Origin of the sequence: Bradyrhizobium sp. NBAIM18 (assembly GCF_020193825.1) — a bacterium.
Lineage (GTDB): Bacteria > Pseudomonadota > Alphaproteobacteria > Rhizobiales > Xanthobacteraceae > Bradyrhizobium > Bradyrhizobium yuanmingense.
The window spans coordinates 117399-141587 of sequence record NZ_JADYVO010000016.1; the positions used below are offsets into that span (position 1 = coordinate 117399).

General features: G+C 64.9%; 20 protein-coding genes and 1 tRNA gene. 15 read left to right on the forward strand and 6 right to left on the reverse strand.

Annotated features, from left to right (window positions below; genetic code table 11):
• The first annotated feature begins 70 nt into the window (after positions 1-70).
• The 12 genes from I6F17_RS27855 (at position 71) to I6F17_RS27910 (ending at position 16295) form a co-directional block, all read left to right on the forward strand.
• Positions 71-1036 carry an HWE histidine kinase domain-containing protein gene (locus tag I6F17_RS27855; RefSeq protein WP_225126165.1) on the forward strand — a complete coding sequence of 322 codons (966 nt, stop codon included), beginning with the start codon at positions 71-73 and terminating at the stop codon, positions 1034-1036.
• Between the two features lie 224 nt (positions 1037-1260).
• Positions 1261-2997: an EAL domain-containing protein gene (locus I6F17_RS27860; protein ID WP_225126163.1), complete on the forward strand. Its 1737-nt coding sequence runs from the start codon at positions 1261-1263 to the stop codon at positions 2995-2997.
• Positions 2998-3085: 88 nt separating this feature from the next.
• Entirely contained in the window at positions 3086-4528 is a 1443-nt protein-coding gene (locus I6F17_RS27865) for a sigma 54-interacting transcriptional regulator (protein ID WP_225126161.1), read from the forward strand.
• A gap of 243 nt (positions 4529-4771) precedes the next feature.
• Positions 4772-6805: an acyl CoA:acetate/3-ketoacid CoA transferase gene (locus tag I6F17_RS27870; RefSeq protein ID WP_225126159.1), complete on the forward strand. Its 2034-nt coding sequence runs from the start codon at positions 4772-4774 to the stop codon at positions 6803-6805.
• Between the two features lie 104 nt (positions 6806-6909).
• Positions 6910-8094: a substrate-binding domain-containing protein gene (locus I6F17_RS27875; protein WP_057025907.1), complete on the forward strand. Its 1185-nt coding sequence runs from the start codon at positions 6910-6912 to the stop codon at positions 8092-8094.
• Positions 8095-8252: 158 nt separating this feature from the next.
• Positions 8253-9029, forward strand: coding sequence for an ABC transporter ATP-binding protein (locus tag I6F17_RS27880; protein WP_225126158.1), 777 nt, complete (start codon positions 8253-8255; stop codon positions 9027-9029).
• Positions 9026-9748 (forward strand): ABC transporter ATP-binding protein, encoded by a 723-nt coding sequence (locus tag I6F17_RS27885; protein WP_225126156.1) that lies wholly within the window; start codon positions 9026-9028, stop codon positions 9746-9748. The genes I6F17_RS27880 and I6F17_RS27885 overlap by 4 nt, the downstream gene beginning before the upstream one ends.
• On the forward strand, positions 9745-10755 hold the full coding sequence (locus I6F17_RS27890; RefSeq protein ID WP_225126154.1) for a branched-chain amino acid ABC transporter permease: 1011 nt from the start codon (positions 9745-9747) through the stop codon (positions 10753-10755). The genes I6F17_RS27885 and I6F17_RS27890 overlap by 4 nt, the downstream gene beginning before the upstream one ends.
• Positions 10752-11837, forward strand: coding sequence for a branched-chain amino acid ABC transporter permease (locus tag I6F17_RS27895; protein ID WP_225126152.1), 1086 nt, complete (start codon positions 10752-10754; stop codon positions 11835-11837). The genes I6F17_RS27890 and I6F17_RS27895 overlap by 4 nt, the downstream gene beginning before the upstream one ends.
• A gap of 172 nt (positions 11838-12009) precedes the next feature.
• The gene (locus I6F17_RS27900; RefSeq protein ID WP_225126150.1) at positions 12010-15120 is read left to right on the forward strand and encodes an EAL domain-containing protein; all 3111 of its coding nucleotides are present in this window, start codon (positions 12010-12012) and stop codon (positions 15118-15120) included.
• Positions 15120-16157: a diguanylate cyclase gene (locus I6F17_RS27905; protein WP_036038618.1), complete on the forward strand. Its 1038-nt coding sequence runs from the start codon at positions 15120-15122 to the stop codon at positions 16155-16157. The genes I6F17_RS27900 and I6F17_RS27905 overlap by 1 nt, the downstream gene beginning before the upstream one ends.
• Positions 16158-16218: 61 nt before the next feature.
• Positions 16219-16295: transfer RNA gene (locus I6F17_RS27910), tRNA-Arg, on the forward strand.
• Positions 16296-16309: 14 nt separating this feature from the next.
• On the opposite strand, the gene I6F17_RS27915 is transcribed toward I6F17_RS27910, so the two are convergent.
• Positions 16310-16531: a hypothetical protein gene (locus I6F17_RS27915; protein WP_225126148.1), complete on the reverse strand. Its 222-nt coding sequence runs from the start codon at positions 16529-16531 to the stop codon at positions 16310-16312.
• A 94-nt stretch (positions 16532-16625) separates the two neighbouring features.
• Complete coding sequence (locus tag I6F17_RS27920) at positions 16626-17069, reverse strand: TspO/MBR family protein (protein ID WP_225126146.1); 444 nt, start codon at positions 17067-17069, stop codon at positions 16626-16628.
• Between the two features lie 307 nt (positions 17070-17376).
• Between I6F17_RS27920 and I6F17_RS27925 the strand changes: the two genes are divergently transcribed.
• Both I6F17_RS27925 and dinB read left to right on the forward strand, forming a co-directional pair.
• Positions 17377-19311: an acyltransferase family protein gene (locus I6F17_RS27925; protein ID WP_225126144.1), complete on the forward strand. Its 1935-nt coding sequence runs from the start codon at positions 17377-17379 to the stop codon at positions 19309-19311.
• A 193-nt stretch (positions 19312-19504) separates the two neighbouring features.
• A complete protein-coding gene (dinB, locus tag I6F17_RS27930) occupies positions 19505-20605 on the forward strand; it encodes a DNA polymerase IV (RefSeq protein WP_225126142.1) in 1101 nt (366 codons plus the stop codon).
• A gap of 99 nt (positions 20606-20704) precedes the next feature.
• Here the strand turns inward: dinB and I6F17_RS27935 are convergent, their stop codons facing one another.
• Together I6F17_RS27935 and I6F17_RS27940 are read right to left on the reverse strand one after the other, a co-directional pair.
• On the reverse strand, positions 20705-20998 hold the full coding sequence (locus I6F17_RS27935) for a hypothetical protein (protein WP_036038628.1): 294 nt from the start codon (positions 20996-20998) through the stop codon (positions 20705-20707).
• Between the two features lie 201 nt (positions 20999-21199).
• The gene (locus I6F17_RS27940; RefSeq protein ID WP_225126323.1) at positions 21200-21886 is read right to left on the reverse strand and encodes a DNA-3-methyladenine glycosylase I; all 687 of its coding nucleotides are present in this window, start codon (positions 21884-21886) and stop codon (positions 21200-21202) included.
• Positions 21887-22094: 208 nt separating this feature from the next.
• Between I6F17_RS27940 and I6F17_RS27945 the strand changes: the two genes are divergently transcribed.
• On the forward strand, positions 22095-22922 hold the full coding sequence (locus tag I6F17_RS27945) for a metallophosphoesterase family protein (RefSeq protein ID WP_225126131.1): 828 nt from the start codon (positions 22095-22097) through the stop codon (positions 22920-22922).
• Here I6F17_RS27945 and I6F17_RS27950 read toward each other — a convergent pair.
• Positions 22861-23346 carry a cyclic nucleotide-binding domain-containing protein gene (locus I6F17_RS27950; protein WP_225126129.1) on the reverse strand — a complete coding sequence of 162 codons (486 nt, stop codon included), beginning with the start codon at positions 23344-23346 and terminating at the stop codon, positions 22861-22863. The two genes, I6F17_RS27945 and I6F17_RS27950, sit on opposite strands and share 62 nt — an antisense overlap.
• 93 nt (positions 23347-23439) lie before the next feature.
• Positions 23440-24180, reverse strand: a complete 741-nt coding sequence (locus tag I6F17_RS27955; RefSeq protein ID WP_225126127.1) for a di-trans,poly-cis-decaprenylcistransferase — start codon at positions 24178-24180, stop codon at positions 23440-23442.
• Positions 24181-24189: the final 9 nt, after the last annotated feature.

The window sequence follows — 24189 nt, forward strand, 5'->3', positions numbered from 1 at the left end:
GTATGGGCGGCATGCGTAACATTCTCACGGGCCGCTCGATCGTCGAACGCCTATCGCAACCAGGCAGGGCATGAGGAAGCTGATCGACGAGTTCCGCAAGGGCTGGCAGGGTGCGGCGCCGCCCTCGCTCGCTCTGAGCATCGGCTTTGCGGTGGTCTGCCTGTTGGCTGCAACCCTGGTCCGCTGGGGCCTCGCTCAGGTTCGTCCCGACATCTATTTCACGCCGTACTTCCCGGCCGTTTTCTTTGCTGCGGCCCTGGGCGGATTCCGGATCGGCATCGTGACGGCGCTCGTCGGCGGCGTGCTCGGCGTCGCGCTGAATTTCGGCGATGCGTTTGCCGATCGCGCGCGGTTTGTCCTGCTGGCGCTTTACTGGACCGTGTGCGCGATCACCATCTGGGGTGTCGAGCACTATCGCACCATGCTGGCCGAGCAGCGCCGAATTTCCAGACGCCTGATCGAGGAAGAAGATTATCGCAAGCTGCTGGTCGAGGAGCTCCAGCATCGGCTGAAGAACAAGCTGTCGACGGTGCATGCCGTGGTGCACCAGGTGTTGCACGACCAGCCGCAGGTCTGGGCCCGGGTCGATCCGCGGCTGCGCTCGCTGGCCGCAACCGATGATTTGATTTCGCGGATCGACAAGGCCGGCTGCGACATCCGCGACCTCCTGATCTCCGAGCTCGGGCCTTACGGCCATGTCCGCTTCACGCTCAACGGCGAGCGGCTGTTCCTGCCGCCCAAGCTCGCGGTCACGCTGTCATTGATGTTTCACGAGCTTGCCACCAATGCAGGCAAGTACGGCGCATTCTCCGCGCCGCGCGGTCTGTTGCAGGTGTCATGGACCATCACCGACGACCGCCTGACGATCACCTGGGACGAAACCGAAGGACCGAGCGTGGACAAGGTGTCGGAGCCCGGCTTCGGCACCAAGCTCTTGAAATCGGCACTGTCGGCTTTCGACGGCAAAACCGAGATCACGTATCTGAAAACCGGGCTGCATTGCATCATGCAGTGTCGAATTCCACGAAGCGAATAGTCCCGCGAGCAAAGCGAAAGCAGAATCGCGCACCTCGCCCGCTGTTTTACCGAGCGCGTTGACGCTCCGTTAATGACGATCGCCAGCGCGCGTCGGATCGTCGCAAGTGTTTTCTCCAAAACACCCCCGTATTTCTCCTGACCCCTTAACCAAACTTAAGAGGGAACCGCGGAAGATCGCGCCCATTGCAAAGGCGCGCTGAAACAACAAGATTCATGGCTTCTATGAACGACAATCAATATTCCGGCGCGACTGAAGCCGAGCTCGGTTTTCTCAAAGAAATCGTTAGAATGCTGCCGGCCGGCCTCACCGTGCAGGACGCGCATGGCGAGCTGCTGCTGGTCAACGATGCCGCCGCCGCGCAGCTCGGCCTGGACGGCAGCCGTCCTTCACCCGATCTGACGCCGCGGCGCGAGGCCTGCCGCCAGGCCCTGAGCGACGGGCAGCCGGTCGTGACCGAGGAAGCGCTTCACGTCGGCGCCGCGCGGAAGGTGCTGCTCACGACCCATCGCCCCGTTCGTCTCGACGGACGCGAGCTGCTGATCTCGGCATCCTCCGACATCACTGAGCAGAAGAATTTCGAGGACCAGCTGTTCCGCTCGGCCTATTTCGACGAGCTGACCGGGCTGCCCTCGCGCCGCGTGATCGAGCACCGCGCCAATGCCCTGCTCGCGCGCGACCGCAGCGGCGAACGTTTTGCGCTGGCCTTCCTCGACGTCGACAATTTCAAGCACATCAACGACTATTACGGCCACGCCGTGGGCGACGCGCTGCTGGTCGAGCTGGCGAAGCGGCTCGGACGGGACTTGCGCGATTCCGACATACTCTCGCGCATCTCGGGCGACGAATTCCTGCTGCTGCTGTCACCGGTCCAGAGCCAGGAGGAAGTCGCCGAATTCATGCAATCGACGCTGGAGCGGCTGACCGCGCCGTTCTTCATCGACCATTCGGAAGTGTTCGCCTCGACCTCGGTCGGCATCAGCCTCTATCCCGACCATGGACGCAGCTTCGAGACGCTGCGGCAGAACGCGGACATCGCGATGTACCGCATCAAGAACAACGGCAAGGGCCTGGCCGCCTTCTTCGATGCCAGCATGGAGCGCGAGGCGCAGGCGCGGATGAAGGTCGAGCAGTCGCTGCGGCTCGCCATCCTGGAAAAGCGCTTCTGCTGCGCCTTCCAGTCCAAGGTCGACATCCGCACGCAGGCGGTGAAGGGCATCGAGGCCTTGGTGCGCCTGCGCGACGACGAAGGCGTGATCCAGGCGCCCGGCTCGTTCATCGATCTTGCCGGCGAGCTCGGCCTGATCGACGAGCTGACCCATCTCGTGCTCGCCGAGATCGTCAAGTCGATCGACCTGATCAACGACACGTTCGGCCCGGAAGCGACCATCAGCATCAACGTCGCCGCCAAGCAGGCCGGCAATCCCGAATTCATGCGCAGCTTTGCGCAGGCGCTGGAGAAGACCGGCTTTCCGCAGCGGTTCATGATCGAGGTGACGGAAGACGCTTTCGTCGCCAAGAATCATTTTCAGGACGAGATTCTGCCGATGTTCCGCAAGCTCGGCGTCGGCATCTCGATCGACGATTTCGGCACCGGCTATTCCTCGCTCTCGGCGCTGGCCGACATCACCGCCGACGAGATCAAGATCGACCGCTCCTTCATCACCGACATCCATAAGCGCCCGCGCAGCCAGGGAATCCTGCGCGCGATCGAATCCTTGAGCGAGGCGCTCGGCATGACGGTGATCGCCGAAGGCCTCGAATCCTACGAGGAGCTGGCCTATCTGCAGGCGGCGACCAAGATCCGCTACGCGCAGGGCTATTATTTCTCCCGGCCGATCTTCCTGGAGGAGCTGAAGCTCGCAACGCCCGCCTCGAGCGAGGCGCGGGTCAGCGTGGCAAGCCGCCCGGCGCAACAGCACCGCCAGGGCTATTCGCGGGCGAGCGGGTACCGGCGGTAGGGGCGAAGCCGCCGCCCGAGGCCTATTTCTCCCTTTGAAATCGCTACACTTTTGCTAATACACGGGGCGGACCTCCCCGAGGTATTTCATGCCTGCCGCCGCCTCCTCGATCAGCGATCCCGCCTATCTCCGTGCGCGCGCGATGGAGACGCTGTTCGAGCGGCTGGAGAAGCTCTGCGAGGGCGCGATTGCGATCGATCGCGGCGGGCGCGTCGTCTACGTCAACGAGAAATATCTTGCCGCGCTCGGTCTCGACCATACCAGCGAGGCGATCGGCCGGTCGATCGAGGAGGTCATCCCGAACAGCCTAATGCGGAAGGTGGCCGAGACCGGCGAGCCGATCCTGCTCGACATCATGGAGCTCGGCGGCGAGCAGCTCGTCGTCACCCGCATGCCGATCGAGGACGAGAACGGAACGGTGATCGGCGCGATCGGCTTCGTGCTCTATGATCATCTCGAAAGCCTGAAGCCCCTGCTCGCCCGCGTCGCCCAGCTCGAGAGCGATCTGCGGCTGGCGCGGCGGCAATTGTCCAACGCCCGCGCGGCGCGCTTCACCTTCGCCGATTTCGTCGGCACGACGCCTGCCATTGCTCACGCCAAGGAGCTCGCCAGCCGAGCCGCGCGGCAGAGCGTCACGGTCCTGCTCACCGGCGAGACCGGGACGGGCAAGGAGATGCTGGCGCAGGCGATCCACAACGCCTCCTCGCGCGCCGACAAGCCGTTCGTCAGCGTCAACGTCGCCGCCATCCCGGAGACGCTGATCGAGTCGGAGTTCTTCGGCACTGCGCCGGGCGCCTATACCGGTGCCGACCGACGGGGACGCGAGGGCAAGTTCCGCATTGCCGACGGCGGCACGCTGTTCCTCGACGAGATCGGCGAGATGCCGCTGCAATTGCAGGCCAAGCTGCTGCGCGTGCTCCAGGAGCGCGAGATCGAGCCGCTCGGCTCGGACAAGATCACCAGGGTCGACGTCCGCGTCATCGCCGCGACCAATGTGGACCTGCGCAAGCGTGTCAGCGACGGCGCATTTCGCGCCGATCTCTACTACCGGCTCAACGTGCTTTCAGTCGACCTGCCGCCGCTGCGCCACTGCCTCGACGATCTCCCCGACATCTGCGCCCGGCTGCTCGACGACATCAGCGCGTCCGGCGATTACATCAAGGCGAAGATCACGCCGAGCGCGCTCGCCGCGCTCGCCCGTTACGATTGGCCCGGCAATGTCCGCGAGCTCCGCAACATCCTCGAGCGCGCGCTCATCCTCAGCGATTCCGGACGGCTGACCGGCGAGGATGTCGCCCGCATTCTCCCCATCGGCACCGAGGTCAGGCTTGCACCGGCCGAGCGCCCGGCCGGATTGGTGGTACCCTATGCCGAAGCCGAGGCCGAGTTCGAGAAGCAGACGCTCGAACAGGCGCTCGCCGCCAGCAACGGCCAGATCACCGAGGCCGCCCGGATGCTGCGGATCTCGCGCGCGACCTTCTACAAGAAGCTCGCCAAGTTCGGCCTCGCCTCGGGATCGGCACCCGTCTGAGTTTCGAGACACCGGACTGTCCGGAGTCTCGGATTCCGGACACCGCACCCGGCTGCTCTTCCGGGACAGATTGCAGGCAATTGCCGCAGATTTCAGCGATTGCGCGAAGCTGCGGGATCTGGCGCGGACCTTGCTCTCCGCTTTGCCGTCTTTCCTTCGCGAGGAGCAACCTGTTCCGGGGCAGCGCTTCGCGATAAGATCAAGCACAACAAGGCCTACGGTCCAGGGAGCGGGAGGAACGCCGTGAGCCATCATCCAGCTCTGCCTTACTTGCGCAACTCCGAGAAGGGCAAGGTCGTCTCGGCGAATGAAGCCGTCATGCTGATCCGCGACGGCGACACGGTGGCGACCGGCGGCTTCGTCGGCATCGGCTTTGCCGAGGAGATCGCCATCGCACTGGAGGAGCTCTATCTGTCCCATGAGGGCGATGCCCCCTATACGCAAGGCAAGCCGCGCAATCTGACGCTGGTCTACGCGGCCGGGCAGGGCGACGGCAAGCAGCGCGGCCTCAATCATTTCGGACATGAAGGCCTGGTGCGGCGCGTGATCGGCGGGCATTGGGGCCTTGCGCCGAAATTGCAGCAGCTCGCGATCGCGAACCAGATCGAGGCCTACAATTTGCCGCAGGGCGTGATCACGCACCTGTTCCGCGACATCGCCGCGCGCCGGCCCGGCCACATCACCCGCGTCGGCATGGGCACCTTCGTCGATCCCCGGCACGGCGGCGGCAAGCTGAACGCACGCACCACCGAGGACCTGGTGGAGCTGATCACGCTGCGCGGCGAGGAGTGCCTGCTCTACAAGACCTTCCCGATCGATGTCGGGATCATCCGCGCCACCACCGGCGATCCCGACGGCAATCTCACCATGGAGAAGGAGGCCCTGACGCTGGAGGCGCTTGCCATCGCCATGGCGGCGCATAATTCCGGCGGCATCGTCATCGCCCAGGTCGAGCGCGTCGCCGAGGCCGGTAGCCTCAATCCGCGTCAAGTGAAGATTCCCGGCATCCTCGTCGACTGTGTCGTGGTGTCGAGGCCCGAGAACCACTGGCAGACTTTCGGCACGCAATACAATCCGGCCTTCTCGAGCGAGATCCGGGTCCGCGCCGCCTCGCTGCCGGTGATGCCGATCAGCGAGCGCAAGATCATCGCCCGGCGCGCCGCGCTGGAGCTGAAGGCCAACAGCGTCGTCAATCTCGGCATCGGCATGCCCGAGGGGATCGCCTCGGTCGCCAATGAAGAGCGGATCATCGACCTCATCACGCTGACGGCGGAGCCGGGCGTGATCGGCGGCATCCCGGCGAGCGGCATCGATTTCGGCGCGGCGATCAACACGCAGGCGGTGATCGACCAGCCGTACCAGTTCGATTTCTACGACGGCGGCGGTTTGGACGCCGCATTCCTTGGGCTTGCCCAGGTCGACCGCGCCGGCAACCTCAATGTCAGCAAGTTCGGGCCGAAGCTCGCAGGCGCTGGCGGCTTCATCAACATCAGCCAGAACGCCAAGGAAGTGATCTTCGTCGGCACGTTCGGTGCGGGCAAGCAACGCATCGCGGTAAAGGACGGCAAGCTCGTCATCCTGGACGAGGCCACGTCGCGCAAATTCGTCGAGAATGTCGAGCACGTCACCTTCAGCGGCCCGTTTGCCGCCGCGCGCAAGCAACGCACCCTTTACGTCACCGAGCGCTGCGTGTTCGAGCTCCGGGAGGACGGGCTCGAGCTCGTCGAGGTCGCGCCCGGCATCGACATCGAGCGCGACATCCTGCGCCTGATGGACTTCAAGCCGCTGATCCCGCGCGACCCCGCCCTGATGGACGCGCGCATCTTCGGCGACGGCCTGATGGATCTGCGCGAGCGCCTGCTCACCATCCCGCTCGACCAGCGCTTCACGCTGGACGAGCAGCAGAACCTGTTCTTCGTCAATCTCGAGCGCTATCCGCTGCGCAGCAAGGCGGAGATCGACACCATCGCCGCCATCGTCGAGGCCCGCCTGGCGCCGCTCGGACGCCGCGTCTACGCCATCGTCAATTATGACAATTTTTCCATCCTGCCGGAGCTGATGGACGATTATTCGGCGATGGTGCGCAGCCTCGTCGACCGCTTCTATTCCGGCGTGTCGCGCTACACCACGTCGGGTTTCCTGCGCATCAAGCTCGGCGAAGCCCTGGAGAAGCGCGGCGTCGCGCCGCACATCTTCGAGAGCGCGGAGGAAGCGCAGTCGGACTGGCGCCAGGTCGAGGCCGGCGCGGCGCGCAATGCGAGCCAGGCTCAAAAATGATGCATGCTCTCGCGCCGGCGCACGCCGCCGGAAGGATCAATTGCAATGTTCGTGACGTTGTGCAAATCGCTGTTGGCAGAAACTTTACATCAGGAGGGACCATCGTGCGTCGATCACTCATCATAACAACAACCATCCTCGCGCTCGGCGCGGGCACCTCCGCGCTCGCCGACGATCTCAAGATCGCACTGATCTACGGTAAGACCGGTCCGCTCGAGGCCTACGCCAAGCAGACTGAGACCGGCCTGAAGATGGGATTCGAATACGCCACCAAGGGCAGCATGACGCTCGACGGCCGCAAGATCGTCATCATCACCAAGGACGACCAGGGCAAGCCGGACCTCGCCAAGGCCGCGCTCTCGGAGGCCTATCAGGATGACAAGGTCGATATTGCGATCGGCACGACCTCGTCGGCCGCGGCGCTCGCCATTCTTCCCGTCGCCGAGGAGAACAAGAAGATCCTGATCGTCGAGCCCGCGGTCGCGGACCAGATTACCGGCGAGAAATGGAATCGCTACATCTTCCGCACGGCGCGCAACTCCTCGCAGGACGCGATCTCCAACGCGGTCGCGATCGGCAAGCAGGGCGTCACCGTCGCGACGCTGGCGCAGGACTACGCCTTCGGCCGCGACGGCGTCGCCGCCTTCAAGGAGGCGCTCGCCAAGACCGGCGCGACGCTCGCGGCGGAAGAATATGCCCCGACTTCGACCACCGACTTCACCGCGGTCGGCCAGCGCCTGTTCGATGCGCTGAAGGACAAGCCCGGCCGCAAGGTGATCTGGGTGATCTGGGCCGGTGCCGGCAATCCGCTGGCCAAGCTCCAGGACATGGACCCGAAGCGCTACGGCATCGAGCTGTCCACCGGCGGCAACATCCTGCCGGCGCTCGCCGCCTACAAGGGTCTGCCCGGCATGGAAGGCGCGACTTACTACTTCTATGAGATCCCGAAGAACCCGGTGAACGACTGGCTCGTCGCCGAGCATCAGAAGCGCTTCAACGCGCCGCCGGACTTCTTCACCGCGGGCGGCTTTGCGGCTGCGATGTCCGTCGTCGCCGCCGTCACCAAGGCGAAGTCGACCGATACCGAGAAGCTGATTACCGCCATGGAAGGCATGGAGTTCGACACGCCGAAGGGCAAGATGGTGTTCCGCAAAGAGGACCATCAGGCGCTGCAGAGCATGTATCACTTCAAGGTCAAGGTCGATCCGAACGTCGCTTGGGCCGTGCTCGAGCCGGTGCGCGAGCTGAAGATCGAGGACATGAACGTTCCGATCAAGAACAAGCGGTAATGGCGCTCACCTCTCCCGCTTGCGGGAGAGGTCGCGCTGAAGGCGCTGGTGAGGGCTACCGCCCTCTCGTGGGACCTGTGCCCCCTCACCCGATTTGCTGCGCAAATCCTCTCCCCTCCGGGGGAGAGGTGTCACAACCAGCCGACACGCTTGAACCCATGCCGCTCACCCTCGAAACCCGCGACCTCACCATCCGCTTCGGCGGCCATGTCGCGGTCAACAATGTCTCCTGCACGTTTCGCCCGGGCGAACTCACCGCCATCGTCGGGCCGAACGGCGCCGGCAAGACCACCTATTTCAATCTGATCTCGGGCCAGCTGCGGGCATCCGGCGGCAGCATTCTGTTCGACGGCGCCGACATCACCGAGCATTCCGCACCAATGCGCACCCGTGCGGGTCTCGGACGTGCTTTCCAGCTCACCAATCTCTTCCCGAACCTCTCAGTGGAAGAGAATGTCCGCCTCGCGGTGCAGGCGGCAGCGGGCACGCATTACGACATGCTGCGGCCCTGGATGGTGCGCCGCGACCTGATCGCGCGCGCCGACGCCATCCTCGACCAGGTCGCGCTCGGCAATCGCCGCGGCGTCACTGCGACCGCGTTGTCGCATGGCGACCAGCGCAAGCTCGAGGTGGCGCTGATGATCGCGCTCGGGCCAAAAGTCTTCATGTTCGACGAACCGACCGCCGGCATGAGCATCGACGAGGTGCCGATCGTCCTGAACCTGATCGCGCAGCTCAAGCAGGACAGGAGCAAGATCATCCTCCTGGTCGAGCACAAGATGGACGTGGTGCGCTCGCTCGCCGACCGCATCATCGTGCTGCATAACGGGCAGCTGGTGGCGGACGGCGCACCCGCCGAGGTGATCGCCTCGCCGATCGTGCAGGAAGCCTATCTCGGCGTCGCGCCCAAAAGCGCTGCAGGGAGCGCAGCATGAGCGATCTCCTCAAGCTTTCCGGCGTGCACACCCATATCGGGCGCTATCACATCCTGCAGGGCATCGATCTCGCCGTTGCGGAAGGACAGGTCACGATGCTGCTCGGCCGCAACGGCGCCGGCAAGACCACGACGCTGCGCACCATCATGGGGCTGTGGCAGGCCTCGAAAGGCGAGATCACCCTGGCAGGCCAGCGCATCGAGAGCCTTGCGACGCCCGACATCGCGCGGCTCGGCGTCGGCTACGTGCCGGAGAGCATGGCCGTGTTCTCCGATCTCACGGTGAAGGAGAACCTGGTGCTGGCGGCGCGCGACGCGCCACTCGACGACAAGCAGCTGGATTGGATCTTCGGCTTCTTCCCGGCGCTGCGCCGCTTCTGGCTGTCGCGCGCGGGAAGCCTGTCGGGCGGGCAGAAGCAGATGCTGTCGATTGCGCGCGCGATCGTCGAGCCGCGCAAGCTGCTCCTGATCGACGAGCCGACCAAGGGGCTGGCCCCTGCGATCGTGATGGCGCTGATCGAGTGCCTGAAAGAGATCAAGCGCAAGGGCGCCACGATCCTTCTGGTCGAACAGAATTTCTTTGCCGCCCGCGAGCTCGGCGACAGCGTGCTGGTGATGGACAACGGCACCATCGTCCATCGCGGCGAGATGGCGGCGCTCGCCGCCGACGTGCCGCTGCAGGAGCGGCTGCTCGGCCTGAGCCTGGAGACGCATCAGTGACTGACCTTGCTGCAAACGATCCGCTGCCGAAGCCGAAGCGCGATCTTGCGCCGATCCTGCTGCCGATCGCGCTCGCACTTCTCATGATTCCCTTGATCGGCTCAACCAGCTCCTGGCTGACCCTGACCGTCGCGAGCCTCGCCATGGGCATGATGATCTTCATCATGGCCTCGGGGCTGACGCTGGTGTTCGGCCTGATGGACGTGCTCAATTTCGGCCATGGCGCCTTCATCGCCGTCGGCGCCTACGTTGCCACGCTGGTGCTGGCCCCGTTCGCGGCGTCCATCCAGGCCGACTCGCTCTGGATGAATCTTGCGGTACTGGCACCGGCCGCGCTGCTGTCGATGGCGGTGTCGGGCGCGCTCGGCCTCGTCGTCGAGCGCGTGCTGATCCTCCCGGTTTACGGGCAGCACCTGAAGCAGATCCTGATGACGACCGGCGGGCTGATCGTTGCCGAGCAGACGCTCTATGCGCTGTGGGGACCGCAGATCATCCCGATGCCGCTGCCGGCCTCGCTCCGCGGCTCCTTCATCATCGGCGACGTCGCGATCGCCAAGTACCGCGTGCTGGCGATGCTGATCGGGCTTTCCGTCTTCATCGCGATCCAGCTCGTGCTCAACCGCACCAAGCTCGGCCTCCTGATCCGCGCCGGCGTCGAGAACCGCGAGATGGTGGAGGCGCTCGGCTACCGCGTCCGCCGCCTGTTCCTCGGCGTGTTCATGACCGGATCGGCGCTGGCCGGCCTCGGCGGCGTGATGTGGGCGCTTTACCGCGAGCAGGTGCACGCCTCCATGAGTGACGACCTCACCGTCCTGATCTTCATCGTCGTCATCATCGGCGGGTTGGGATCGATCGGCGGCTGCTTCATCGGCGCCATCCTCGTCGCCATGGTCGCCAATTACGGCGGCTTCCTGGTGCCGAAGCTCGCCCTCGTCTCCAACATCCTGCTGATGGTCGCCATTCTGATGTGGCGGCCGCGCGGCCTCTATGCGGTGACCAGCCGATGATGATCCTCTCAGGCGATCCGCCGCGCAGCCGCGTCCTGACGCTCGTTCTCGTCGTCATCATCCTGGCGCTGGCGGCAGCGCCATTCCTGTTCCCGGGCGCCAAGGCACTGAACGTCGCGGCCAAGATCTGCATCTTCGCAGCCCTCGTCGCCTCCTACGATCTCCTGCTCGGCTATACCGGCTCGGTGTCGTTCGCCCACACCATGTTCTACGGCATCGGCAGCTACGCGATCGCGATCGCGCTGTACGGCCTGGGTCCGAACTGGGCCGCGGTCGCCACCGGCATCGTCGCCGGCCTGCCGCTCGCAGCCCTGCTTGCGCTCGCCATCGGGCTGTTCTCGCTACGGGTCGCGGCGATCTTCTTCGCCATGATCACGCTCGCGGTCGCCTCGGCCTTCCAGGTGCTGGCCTCGCAGCTGTCCTGGCTGACCGGTGGTGAGGACGGGCGCAGCTTCCAGCTGCCGGAGCTGCTACGCCCCGGCACGGTGCTGATCTCCAAGAACCTGTTCGGCTTCGAGATCAACGGCCGCATCCTGACCTTCTACCTGGTGTTCGCGATCTCGGCCCTGATGATCCTCGCGCTGCTGCGCGTCGTGAACTCGCCGTTCGGGCGCGTGCTCCAGGCGATCCGCGAGAACCGCTTTCGCGCCGAGGCGCTCGGCTTCCGCACCGTGTTCCACCTGACCTACGCCAACTGCCTCGCCGCCCTCGTCGCGGCCAGCGCCGGCATCCTGAATGCGCTGTGGCTGCGCTATGCAGGTCCCGACACCTCGCTGAGCTTCTCCATCATGCTGGACATCCTGCTGATGGTGGTGATCGGCGGCATGGGCACGATCTACGGCGCGATCATCGGCGCCACCATCTTCATCCTCGCCCAGAACTATCTGCAGTCGCTGATGGGCGTCGCCTCCAAGGCGGCGGACGAAGCCGGGCTGCCGCTGCTGCCGGGGCTGTTGCATCCCGACCGCTGGCTGCTGTGGCTCGGGCTGCTATTCATCGCCAGCGTCTATTTCTTCCCGACCGGCGTGGTCGGACGGCTGCGCCATGGCGGCGGCAAGAAGACCGCCGGCGCCTCGCATTAACCGATGATTCATGATGCAGCGCTGCGTTTGCGGCGGGCGCCGCACAACCGGCGCGATACAAGCGCGGCTACATATTGGCGCCATCACGCAACCGGATTAACGCTCAGGTAACTGGTTTTCCTAAGGTTTGCGCCATTTGTGCGGTGTATTCCTGTTCTTCCAGGGAGGGGGAATGCGCCAGGTCTTTGCCAAGGCAGCAGCCGGAATGTCTCTAGCCGCGAGGAACGGCTGGGAGGCCTTGGCGCGCCGCGGTCCTGTCCTGTGGCTGACCTTGTGCGGCGTATTTCTGGTCGCGGGCATTTTCATCGTCACGGCCATGGCGGTCGGCGAATTCCGCGAGCGGACCCTCGCCAACCGCGAGCGTGAGCTCGAAAATACGGTGAAGCTGATCGCGCGGCATTTCGATCAGCAATTCGAGGATTCCGACGTCGTCGCCGCCGACCTGATCGGACAGATGAACCTGCCGGAGATCACCTCGCCTGCGATGTTCCGCGAGCGCCTGTCCGGGCCTGCCGCCAACCAGATGCTGCGCAGCAAGATGAGCTCCGTGTCGTATCTCGGCGACATCGCGATCTACGATGCCGAGGGCGAGCTGATCAACTGGTCGCGGGCCCAGCCGCTGCCCAAGATCAACGTCTCCTCACGCGCTTATTTCAAGACATTCAAGCTGAATCCGCAGTCCGAGCCGGTGCTTCTGGAATCGGTCCGCAGCTTCATCATCAACAAATGGACCACGATCGTCGCACGCCGCTTGAACGGCGCGGACGGCACCTTCCTCGGCGCGATGGTCCGGCGGATCAATCCGGACAGCTACCAGCACTACTTCGCCTCCGTCGCCCTCGGCGAGGGTACGGCCATCTCCCTGTTCGACCGCGAAGGCAAGATGCTGGCGCGTCATCCGCATCGCGAAGAGCTGATCGGGCGGAACTTCAGGGATGCGCCACTGATGCAGAAGGTGCTGGCGCAAGGTGGTCATCAGAGCCACCGCGGCAACAGCCCGATCGACGGCGAGGAGCGGCTCGGTTCGGCCGCCTCGCTGAAGCACTTTCCGCTGGTCATCATCGCCACCAATACCACAGCGGCCGCGCTCGCGGACTGGCGCCAGCAGACCGGCTTCCTGGTGGCGACCGCTGCCCTCTCGGCCGCCACCATCGCGCTGATCCTCTATCTGATCATCCGCCAGATCAACCGGCAGAACCGCGAAGCCCAGCAGCGCATCGAAGCGGAGCGGCTGCGGCTCGACACCGCCCTCAACAACATGTCGCAAGGGCTGATCCTGTACGACGCGGGCGGCACCATCGTCACCTGCAACCGCCGCTACGCCGACATGTTCGGCCTGTCCCACGACGTCATCAAGCCCGGCTGCCACATCCGCGAGGCGATGTATCATCGCAAGGAGCGCGGCGCATTCGATGGCGATGTCGAAGCGTTTTGCGCCGACGTCATGAGGGTCGTCGCCGAAGGCACGGTCTCGACGAGAACGCATCAGCTGGCCAACGGCCGCGCCTTCCAGGTCATCAACACGCCGCTCGCGCAGGGCGGCTGGGTCGCCACGATCGAGGACATCACCGAGCAGCGCAATCTGGAGCAGGAGCGCGACCGCAACTACACCTTCCTGCGCGAGATCATCGACCATATCCCGTCACGGATCACCGTGAAGGATGCCCGCACGCGGCGCTACCTGCTGGCCAACCAGGTGGCCGAGCAACAACTCGGCGAAACCAGCAAGACGATCGTCGGCAAGACCGCGTTCGATCTCTATCCGGCAGAAACCGCCGGGATCATCACCCGGGACGACGACAAGCTGCTGCAATCGCCGGACGGGCTGTTCCTGGACGAGCACGTGTGGACCACGCCAAGCATCGGACGGCGCTACATCACGTCCACCCGGATCGGAATCCGCGACAGGTCGGGCGAGCCGCGCTACATCATCAATGTCGTCGAGGACGTCACCGAGCGGCGGCGCGATCACGAGAAGATCGCGCATATGGCGCATTACGACGCGCTGACCGACCTGCCGAACCGGGCCCTGTTCCGCGAGCAGATCGAATGCGAGCTGGAGAAGGTCGCCGAAGGCGGCCAGTTTGCGCTGCTCTACATCGACGTCGACGAGTTCAAGGGCATCAACGATTCGCTCGGTCATCACGTCGGCGACGAGCTGTTGAAGGCGATAGGCGGCCGTCTGCGCGGCTGTCTCAAGCAGGGCGATTTGATCGCGCGGCTCGGGGGCGACGAATTCGCCGTGATCCAGACCGACATCGGGTCTTCCGCCGACGTGCTGTCCTTCGTGAAGCGGATCTACCAGGCGATCCGGCAGCCCTATCATTGCCTCGGCCATCAGCTCTCCACCGATGCCAGCATCGGCATCGCGCTGGCGCCCCAGGACGGCGCCGATCTCGATCAGCTGGTCAAGAACGCCGACCTCGCGATGTACGGGGCCAAGGCCGAGGGGCGGCGCACCCACCGCTTCTTCGAGCCCGCAATGGATGCCTGCGCCAAGGCACGCCTCAGCATGGAGCAGGATTTACGCCAGGCCCTCGTCAACGGCGGCTTCGAGATTCACTATCAGCCGCTGGTCGACCTGCGCTCGGGTGAAGTCTCCGGCTGCGAGGCGCTGCTGCGCTGGCGCCATCCCCAACGCGGCATGGTGTCGCCGGCGGAGTTCATTCCGGTTGCCGAGGATACCGGCCTCATCACCGAGCTCGGCGACTGGGTGCTGCGCACCGCCTGCAGTGAGGCCGCGACCTGGCCGGCGCATGTGCGCCTCGCGGTCAACGTCTCGCCCGTGCAGCTCAAATGCGACACGCTGGCGCTGCGAATCGCGGGCGCGCTCGCCGCCTCCGGCCTCGACCCGCGCCGGCTCGAGCTCGAGATCACCGAGGCCGTGCTGATCCGCGACGACGAGGCGGCGCTCTCGATCCTGCACCAGTTGCGGTCGATCGGCGTGCGCATCGCGCTCGACGATTTCGGCACCGGCTATTCCTCGCTGAGCTATCTGAAGCGCTTCCCGTTCGACAAGATCAAGATCGACCGCTGCTTCGTCGTCGACATCGCCGAGGCGAGCGGCTCGCCCGTCATCGTGCAGGCGGTGGTGAACATCGCGGCCGCCAGCAGCATGACCACGGTCGCCGAAGGCGTCGAGACCGAGGCGCAGCGCGACATGCTGCGCGCGCTCGGCTGCACGCAGATGCAGGGCTATCTGTTCAGTGCACCGAAGCCGGCCAGCGAGGTACGCAAGCTGTTCGGTCCCTCCGATGGCTTGCCCGTGGCTGCGGTGGCCTGATGCCGAAGTCGCGCAAGGCGCTCGATGTCGCCGATTCCTACGCCGTCCGGCTGATGCAGCACCTCGTGGTGCCGACCTTCGTGATTGACCCGAAGCGCCGCGTCGTGATCTGGAACAGAGCCTGCGAGCGGCTGACCGGCGTCGGGGCCGCCGAAGTGATCGGCACCAGCAAGCACTGGCAGGCATTCTACGAGACGAAGCGCCCCTGCCTTGCCGACCTCGTCGCGCTCGATCGGCCCGAGCAGTTGCCGGAGTATTATTCGGAATATGCCGCGCGCGGCCACAACGGGCTCGGCTTCTCCGCGGAGAACTGGTGCGTGATGCCCAAGCTCGGCAGCCAGCTCTATCTCGCCATCGACGCCGGCCCGATCCACGACGAGGCCGGCAACCTGATCGCGGTGGTGGAGACGCTGCGCGACCTCACCGACCAGAAGCGCGCCGAGATGGCGCTGAAGGAGCTCGCGACCAAGGACGGGCTCACTGGCCTCGCGAACCGCCGCGCCTTCGACCAGATGCTGCTCGGCGAATGGGCTCGCGCCCAGCGCACGCAGAAGCCGCTGGCCCTGCTGTTCGTCGACGTCGACCATTTCAAGCTGTTCAACGACCAGCACGGCCACCAGAGCGGCGACGAGTGCCTGCGCGCGGTGGCCGCCGTCGTCAACCGGCACGCGGTGCGCCCGCTCGACCTCGCCAGCCGCTATGGCGGCGAGGAGTTTGCGCTGATCCTCCCCGACATGGATTGCGACAGCGCCTGCATGGTGGCCGAGGCGATCCGCTGCGCCGTGATGGCCTTGGCGATCGCCCATGGCGCGATCGGCGCCGGCGACCACGTTACCCTCAGCGTCGGCGTCGCAAGCCATATTCCCGGCGGTGCCGACGGCGGCCCCGACCGGCTGCTCGGCGCGGCCGACGAGGCGCTCTATGTCGCCAAACGCCTCGGCCGCAACCGCGTCATCTGCGCCGAACGGGTTTTGGCCGAATTCGCCGCCCTCGGCGGCAAGTCGGTTCCGGACCCGGTCAAGCGCAAATCGGCCTGAAGCGCGCTTCCATCGAGAAGCGGTTGCCCGCCCCGCGCCAATCGGCTAAGGAACGTGCATTGCACCCGTAGCTCAGCTGGATAGAGCGTTGCCCTCCGAAGGCAAAGGTCACACGTTCGAATCGTGTCGGGTGCGCCAGTCTTGGCAGCGGTTCACACCGCCCCCCACGTCAGCATCGCCAGAATCGTCTGGATCTGATCGGAGGCGGACTCGACCAGTCCGTCGTACGACGTCTGACCGTGTGCGGCGGCCTTCAGGATGCATTCGGCGACGGCCGCCTTCAGGCCGAACACGGATTGATGCGCCGGTACGCTTGCCATCACGGCTTCCAGTGCCTGACGCATCGTGTGAATGAGCTCGGAGCTGTATTGCATGGGCTGACCTCCGCGGGCTCATATTGGGTCGCGTATCCACGCTTGCTACTCACAAGCGTGAGATCGTTTTTTGAATGGGTCGAGACGCAGCGTCTCAATTCAAACGCCAGACCGCCGCATTGAGCACGCCGGCAAAGGCGACCCAGGCTGCGTAAGGCACGAACAAGGCGGCGGCCAGCCTGTCGCGTGACATCTCAATGGTAATGTAAGTTACGATCGCGACGAACAGGCCGATGAGGATGACGAGCGCGGCGCCGATCTGGTGCATCGTGAACATGACGGGAGACCAGGTGAAATTCAGCGCCATTTGCGCCGCCCAGGCCAGCATCGCCTTGCCCCTGGGCTCACGGCGAAAGGTTCGCCATCCCGCAACAGCGATCAGAACGTAAAGGATGGTCCAGGCGATCGGGAACGCCCAGTTCGGCGGGACGAAGCTCGGCTTGGCAAGGCCGGCATACCATTCACCGGGGGGATTGGTCGCGCCGATCAACCAGCCGGTGCCGACGACGCCCGCCACGAAGACCAACAACTGAAGCATCCGTCACCTCGCCCTTCTCATCATCCGATTGTAACATCCTTCCATGAGCCAATCCGACTCGATGCCTGGCGCAGCCGCGGCCGTGCGACGAGAAGCGATGCGCTGAGCGCCATGGCAAGGTCCTGCGTCTTCTCGCAGCAGCGTCGGATGGGTTGCCGACGTTGACGGAGACGGCCTGACCGGGGCGAGCCCGATTGGGGGAGAATTCGGCCCGTCCTGCGGTTGAGGAACGCATGCGGGCGCGCTAAAGGCAAGCGGGCGCGCGCGGATCCGCAGTCGGACGAACCGCCGCCAGTGGATTCAGCACTTGGTTACAAAGCTATCCCATCGACGCGACATTGACGGGCTCCGGGCGATCGCCGTCTTGAGCGTATTCCTCTATCATTTGGACGTTCCGCCGTTCGGCGGCGGCTTCGTTGGCGTCGACCTGTTTTTCGTCGTGTCCGGCTATCTGATCTCTCGGATCATTCTCAGCGAGGCTGATCGCGGCGAATTTTCGCTCCAGCGATTTTACGAGCGCCGCATCCGGCGCCTCTTTCCCGCAGCGATCGTCACCATCATCGGCATCTTGGCCGTCGGTGGCCTCTGGTTCTCTCCGGAGCTTTTCAAGGGCCTGACTCAAGACGCCGTGGCTACGCTGGTATCGGTCTCGAATTTCTACTTCTGGCGCGGCAGCCACGCCTATTTCGCCAACTCGACCGATCCCATCCCCGTGCTTCACTTCTGGTCGCTGGCCGTCGAGGAGCAATTCTATCTGTTTTGGCCCGTGTTCATTCTGCTGGGGCGCCGATTGCTCGGTCGCGCACTGCCTTTGCTCATTCTTGGCATCGCAATTCTTTCGCTCGGCGTCGCGCAAGCGACACTCGCAACCGACAGCTCGGGTGCTTTCTACCTGCCGACCTGTCGCGCCTTCGAATTTGCGATCGGAGCGCTGGTCATCTTTGCTGAGCAGAGGCTGACCTTCCCGGCCGGAGCGCGCTCGCTGTTGGCTGCCGCCGGATTCGCTTTGATCGCTTACGCGGTCGTCAGCTTCGACAGTGCGACCTCCTTCCCTGGCGCGACGGCCCTCATCCCATGCCTGGGTGCAGCCTGCGTGATCTTGGCGGGCGAGCGTCACGTCCTTTCGCCTGTCCTGACCAATCCGCTGAGTGCGGGGATCGGGCTGGTGTCCTACTCGCTCTACCTCGTGCACTGGCCCCTGATCGTCTACGCAAACTACATCCTGGGCGATGACGCCAAGTCGGTCGCGGTGAAAGTGCTGATCGTCGCCCTCGCGATGGCGCTGGCTGCGCTGATGTATCGGCTGATCGAACAGCCGTATCGCGCGGGTCGCTCGTCACTGCTGCGAGTCGCCGGCCCCGCCGCCGCGACGATCGTCGCGCTCGCGATTGTTGCATTTGTGGCCAACCGCCAAGATGGCTGGCCATGGCGGCTACCGGCACAGGCTCGCGAGGTCGCCGATCTGCAGCGTTTCGGCTTCTGGCCATGCGCCAAGAGCGCACAATCGAAATGTGCCTTCGGTTCATTGAGCGGCCCCGTCGGGGTGCAAGTGCTCGGCGACTCCTTCGCCGAGCACTATGTCGCAGCGCTGGATCCGGCGGCAAAGCGCGCCGCCGTCCGGGGAGAGGCCTATACGGCCGAAGGTTGTCCGTTGCTCGTCGGCCTCGTGCGAACAGCTTTCGACGGCTCGCAGGACTGCAAACGCCAGCGCGATACCTACCTCGCCGCGATCAGGCAGAACCAGGCTCCAATCGTGCTCAGTCAATCCTGGATGACCTACGGCGATGCGCTCCGCAACGAGCTCGCGCCGGAGGTCAATGCACCGGCCCTGCAGGTCTGGCGGGCCGGCATCGAGAACACGATCCATGAGCTCGGCGGCAGCGGACGGCGCATCCTGATCATAGCGCCCGGAGTCGAGCCGGGCTGCCGCAGTCCGATGTCCCGCTTCGCACCGGGACCGCTCTGGCACGCGCCAAGCAAGCCCTGTCCTGCTGTGCCCCTTGATCGCGTGCAGGCCGACAATCGCGAATTCCACGCCATGCTCGAGGAGATCCGGAGCCGCTACCCGAACCAGGTCTTTCTGCTCTATCCAGAACGCTATTTGTGCGGAGAAGCCGAGTGTCCGACCGCCATGGACGGCCTCTGGCTCTATTGGGACGTCAATCACCTCACGGTCGCAGGTGCGCAGCGCGTTGGCGACGGAGCCTCAAGCCAGCTCCTTGAGTTCATCCGTGGCAAGTAGGAGCCTCTGCCTCTCCCAAGCCATCGCGGCCGAGCCGAAGCCATCTCGACTGAGCGGAACTGACGAGCGCCTCTCGTCACGAGCCTGAGATGGCTTTTGACCCTGCCGCGATTGTGCAGCTCAATTCAGCCGCCGGATCGACGGAAGCATCCCTCAGCTCGCGCATCTCCCCACGCGATTGTATCATCTTTCCATGAGCGAATCCGACCCGACGACCGGCGAGCCCTCGCCTGTCCGCAAGATCATCCATATCGACATGGATGCGTTCTATGCCTCTGTGGAGCAGCGTGACAATCCGGAGCTGCGCGGCAAGCCTGTGGCGGTCGGCGGCTCCGCGGAACGCGGCGTCGTTGCGGCTGCGAGCTACGAGGCCCGCAAGTTCGGCGTCCGCTCGGCCATGCCGTCGGTGACGGCGAAGCGGCAATGTCCCGATTTGATCTTCGTCAGGCCGCGCTTCGAGGTCTACAAGGCGATCTCCAGACAAATCCGCGACATCTTTGCCGAGCACACGCCCATCATCGAGCCGCTGTCGCTCGACGAAGCCTATCTCGACGTGACGGAGAACCTGCAAGGCATCCCGCTGGCGCGGGACATCGCGCTTGAGATCCGCGCGAAGATCAAGGCGGAGACCGGCCTCACCGCGTCGGCGGGTATCTCCTACAACAAGTTTCTGGCCAAGCTCGCGTCCGATCATCGCAAGCCCAACGGCCAGTTCGTGATCTCGCCGGAGATGGGGCCGGCCTTCGTCGAGCCGCTGCCGGTCGGCAAATTCCACGGCATCGGTCCGGCGACGGCTGCGAAGATGAACGCGCTCAGCCTGTTCACCGGCCGGGACATCCGCAACCAATCGCTGGAGTTCATGAACGCGAATTTCGGCAAGTCAGGCGCGTATTATTATTGGATATCGCGCGGCGTCGACCAGCGGCCGGTCCGCGCCAACCGGATCCGCAAATCCGTCGGCGCGGAGAACACGTTCTCGACCGACCTCGATGCGTTCGACGCGCTTGCCGCCGAGTTAAGGCCGCTCGTCGACAAGGTCTGGCGGCATTGCGAGGCGACGGGCAATCGCGGCCGCACCGTCACCCTGAAGATCAAGTTCGCCGATTTCGAGATCATCACGCGCAGCCGATCCGTCGCGGCGTCCGTTGCCGGACGCGACGATCTGGAGCGGCTGGCCTGCGGCCTGCTCGAAGCCGAGATGCCGCTGCCCAAGCGCGTCAGGCTGCTTGGGGTCTCGTTGTCGTCGCTCCACCCCGCCGGCGAGTCGGAGCCGCAGCTGACGCTGGGCATCTGAACGCGGCCCAAGCTTCGGCGACAGAGCGCACCAGGCGCGACGAACGGCGGCGGATCTTCCGACCCGCTACCGATTGAGGTCGATCGCGCGCGAGGGTACTCAATGCTTCATATGCTCGAACACCACGATCACGCCGGTCGGTTCGGGCTCATGCGCCATCAGGCGCGTCAGGTCGGAATCGCCCCAATCAGCGAGGCTGACGACCTCGCCACTCTGGCGGTCGCTGCCGAGCGATCCCGTCGGCTCGAGCACCTTGAGGCCCATCTCGTCGACGAAGAAGGTGTGCTCGCCGAACATGCTGTTGAGCTGCGGCATCGCCGGATGTTCGTCGGGCAGCACCTGAGCGCCGAGCTGGTTGACGGTCTGCTTCACCTGTTCAGATGTGAGCTTCATGAGCTGCTCCGTTGTTGGATCCGGTTTCATCGAGCCAAGCGGGAGCGAGCATTCCCTGCGCCCTTGTGCGCCCGGCTCTGATCCCGAACAGGTGCTGCGGACAAATGTTCCTGTGAAATGTATTTCGTGATCGCGGGTTTCATCGGCCGCGTTCGCAGCACAAGATCGCCACAGGATGCACACGATCTGTCGATCGATGCGCTACTCGCTGCTGTTCTCGCCAACCGACAGCGCGCAGATGCGTGACAGATATGTGTACGGCAGACCGGTCTCCTCGGCCCAGGCGTTGAACTGCGCCTGCACCTTGGCGAGATCGCCCTTCGACTTGACCTCCTCGGCGATGTCGAGACCGGCAGCGCGCAGGCAGGCCACGACGTCCTTCGACGTCACGAAGCCGTCCCAGCCGACGAAGCGGAGCAGCATCTGGCCGGTGTTGCCGCCCAGCCGGCTGCCGCGCTTGTTGAGGAGATCGAGCAGGCCGATCTCGTCGGACGACGGCCATTTCGCCAGAAACTTGCCGAAGCTGCCGTGCTCCTTCGCGATCTCCTGCACGAAGGCGGCGTTGTCGCGCACCGACATGATCTTGGCACCGTTGCGCACGATGCGCGCGTCGCGCAGCAGGCCCTCCCAATAGTCTTCGGGTTGGAAGGTGAGCTTGGCGGGCTGGAAATGCAGGAAGGCCTGCCCAAAGCCGTCCCATTTGGAATCGATCACGCTCCAGGCAAAGCCGGCGCAGAACACCCGCTTGGTCATCTCGGCGAGGATACGATCGTCGCCGAGCTTGGCGAGCCGCTTGAGGTCCGGCTTGGCCGGCATCAACTTGTCCAGCGCCTTGGGCCCGCCCTTGCGCTTCTCGGCACGGGCGCGAATGGTCTTGAAGGGGGTCATGTGAACACAGGTGTTGAGGGCAGGCCACGACACCAGAATTCGGCGATCCGGTCCAGCCTCGCATTGCCGCCCCTTGCGCTCTGCGACGGGACGCAGCATGCTGTCGCTCATTGGATTGATGCAAAGGGGCGGCCGGGCTGGTCTGCTTCTTGCTTTATGCCGTTTTTGGAATTCCCTGACATTTTGCTCTCTGGCCGTCGGATTATCCATGCGCTGCCTGGTCGTGGCCGACCTGCACTATTCGCTGCCGCAGCTCGACTGGCTGGTCAGCGCGGCGCCGCAATTCGACCTCGTGATCTTCGCCGGCGACGCGCTCGACATCGGCTCGATGGTGGATTTCCGCGCCCAGATCGTGGTGGTGAAGAAGTATCTCGCGCTGCTGGCCGCGACGACCCGCGTGATCCTCTGCTCCGGCAATCACGATCTCGACGAGCGCAACGCCGAAGGTGAGAAGATTTCGCGCTGGATCTCGGAGGTGCGCGAGCTCGGCATCGCCTGCGACGGCGACGGCCTGACGGTCGGCGATACCCTGCTCACGGTGTGCCCGTGGTGGGACGGACCCCAGGTCAAGCAACGCCTCATCGAGCAGTTGCGCGATGCCGCAGCCGTCAGGCCGCAGCGTTGGATCTGGGCGCATCATGCGCCGCCGGCGGATTCACCGACGAGCTGGGGCGGCAAGCGCTTCTTCGGCGACGTCGAGCTGGTGCAGTGGATCATGCAATACCAGCCGTCGATGGTGATCTCGGGCCATGTGCATCAATCACCCTTCATCAGCAATGGATCGTGGTTCGATCGGCTGGGCCAGACCTGGGTCTTCAACACGGGCCTGCAACCCGGCCGTCCCCCAACCTACATCGTGCTCGATCTCGACGCCGACAAGGCGTTCTGGCTGGCGGCCGGCGCGGCGCAATGGATCGACCTGAATGCGCCGCTGCGGCGGCCTGCCGCCCCCATCGAGGCTCCGCCCGACTGGCTCACATTCTTGGATCGGATTGCCGATCAGAGCCGGGCGAAACCTCAACCGGCGGCAGGTTGATCATGCTCTGGAGCACCTCGCCGACCATGGCCAGATGCGTGCCGTGGCCGGCATATTGCCGCTTCAGATCGGCGAGGTAGGTGTTGGCGACGTTGAGCCGCTGCGCGAGCATTTTTGCGATCAGCAGTGCCACGCCCGGCTCCTTCTCGAGGAACGCGGCGGCATCCTCGAATTCGTAGACGATGGCGTCGGAGCAGGCCCGTACCGTTGCGGTGTGCGGCTGGCCCAGCAGCACGGACATCTCACCCAGCACCGCGCCGGGCTCGGTGACGGTGGCGACCACCATCTCGCCCTTGAGCACCTCGAGCCTGCCTTGCATCAGCACGAAGAGATGGCCGGAGGTGCCACCCTCGGCGACGATGATGGTGCCGGCGGCAAGCTGCCGTTCCGTTCCGCCGGTGCAATAATCGAGGACTGCGCGCATGGTGCGAACGCTCCCGTACACTACGCCGGAAGACTAGAGCACGATCCAAGCCAGGCGGCAATCGGCAGAGAGCCGGCTGGTGCGCGAGGCGCGTCACACCCGCGAGAGCGAGGGCGCCTCTCCGGGCATAATGGCTTGCAGCCCGCCGAAGCGGCGCTCGCGGCCATGGAAGGCGGCGAGCGCCTCGGCAAGATCGCCCGCGTCGAACTCGGGCCACATCCGCTCGGTGAAGTGCAGCTCGGCATAGGCGCCTTCCCAAAGCAGAAAGTCCGACAGCCGCTTCTCGCCGGAGGTGCGGATGATGAGGTCGACGTCGCGAAGGCCAGCCTCGCCCGTGACGAGCTGCGAGAAGGCTTCGCGCGTCAGGCTGGTCAGCGCAGCCGCGTTGGCCGCGGCATGGAGGATGGCGTCGCGCGCGGAATAATCGACGGCGATGCGCACATGCAGCGTGCGGCCATCGGCGGTGGCCGCCTCGGCGCGCGCGATCGCGGCGGCGATGCCGTCGGGCAGGCGATCGCGGCGGCCGATGACGGAGAGGCGCACGCCGTTCTTGACGAGGCTCTGCACTTCGTTCGCGAGGTAGAAGCGCAGCAAGGTCATCAGCGCCGCGACCTCGGCCTTCGGCCGCCGCCAATTGTCGGTGGAGAAGGCGTAAAGCGTCAGCGTGCCGACGCCCTGCTTGGGCGCGGCCTCGACGATGCGGCGGATGGTCTCGACGCCGGCCTCGTGACCGCGCACGCGCGACAGGCCGCGCCGCGTCGCCCAGCGGCCGTTGCCGTCCATGATGATGCCGACATGAAGCTTCTCGTTGCGGGACGTGATGTCACTTTGCATTGCAAAGTC

What these genes read in the sequence shown, in the direction of transcription:
- I6F17_RS27945 (WP_225126131.1), top strand. Translation starts at nt 22,095, where the DNA reads ATGCGCTGCCTGGTCGTGGCCGACCTGCACTATTCGCTGCCGCAGCTC.
- I6F17_RS27915 (WP_225126148.1), bottom strand. Translation starts at nt 16,531, where the DNA reads ATGCAATACAGCTCCGAGCTCATTCACACGATGCGTCAGGCACTGGAA.
- I6F17_RS27940 (WP_225126323.1), bottom strand. Translation starts at nt 21,886, where the DNA reads ATGACCCCCTTCAAGACCATTCGCGCCCGTGCCGAGAAGCGCAAGGGC.
- dinB (WP_225126142.1), top strand. Translation starts at nt 19,505, where the DNA reads ATGAGCGAATCCGACCCGACGACCGGCGAGCCCTCGCCTGTCCGCAAG.
- I6F17_RS27950 (WP_225126129.1), bottom strand. Translation starts at nt 23,346, where the DNA reads ATGCGCGCAGTCCTCGATTATTGCACCGGCGGAACGGAACGGCAGCTT.
- I6F17_RS27955 (WP_225126127.1), bottom strand. Translation starts at nt 24,180, where the DNA reads ATGCAAAGTGACATCACGTCCCGCAACGAGAAGCTTCATGTCGGCATC.
- I6F17_RS27860 (WP_225126163.1), top strand. Translation starts at nt 1,261, where the DNA reads ATGAACGACAATCAATATTCCGGCGCGACTGAAGCCGAGCTCGGTTTT.
- I6F17_RS27865 (WP_225126161.1), top strand. Translation starts at nt 3,086, where the DNA reads ATGCCTGCCGCCGCCTCCTCGATCAGCGATCCCGCCTATCTCCGTGCG.
- I6F17_RS27855 (WP_225126165.1), top strand. Translation starts at nt 71, where the DNA reads ATGAGGAAGCTGATCGACGAGTTCCGCAAGGGCTGGCAGGGTGCGGCG.
- I6F17_RS27880 (WP_225126158.1), top strand. Translation starts at nt 8,253, where the DNA reads ATGCCGCTCACCCTCGAAACCCGCGACCTCACCATCCGCTTCGGCGGC.
- I6F17_RS27905 (WP_036038618.1), top strand. Translation starts at nt 15,120, where the DNA reads ATGCCGAAGTCGCGCAAGGCGCTCGATGTCGCCGATTCCTACGCCGTC.
- I6F17_RS27900 (WP_225126150.1), top strand. Translation starts at nt 12,010, where the DNA reads ATGCGCCAGGTCTTTGCCAAGGCAGCAGCCGGAATGTCTCTAGCCGCG.
- I6F17_RS27935 (WP_036038628.1), bottom strand. Translation starts at nt 20,998, where the DNA reads ATGAAGCTCACATCTGAACAGGTGAAGCAGACCGTCAACCAGCTCGGC.
- I6F17_RS27895 (WP_225126152.1), top strand. Translation starts at nt 10,752, where the DNA reads ATGATGATCCTCTCAGGCGATCCGCCGCGCAGCCGCGTCCTGACGCTC.
- I6F17_RS27885 (WP_225126156.1), top strand. Translation starts at nt 9,026, where the DNA reads ATGAGCGATCTCCTCAAGCTTTCCGGCGTGCACACCCATATCGGGCGC.
- I6F17_RS27920 (WP_225126146.1), bottom strand. Translation starts at nt 17,069, where the DNA reads ATGCTTCAGTTGTTGGTCTTCGTGGCGGGCGTCGTCGGCACCGGCTGG.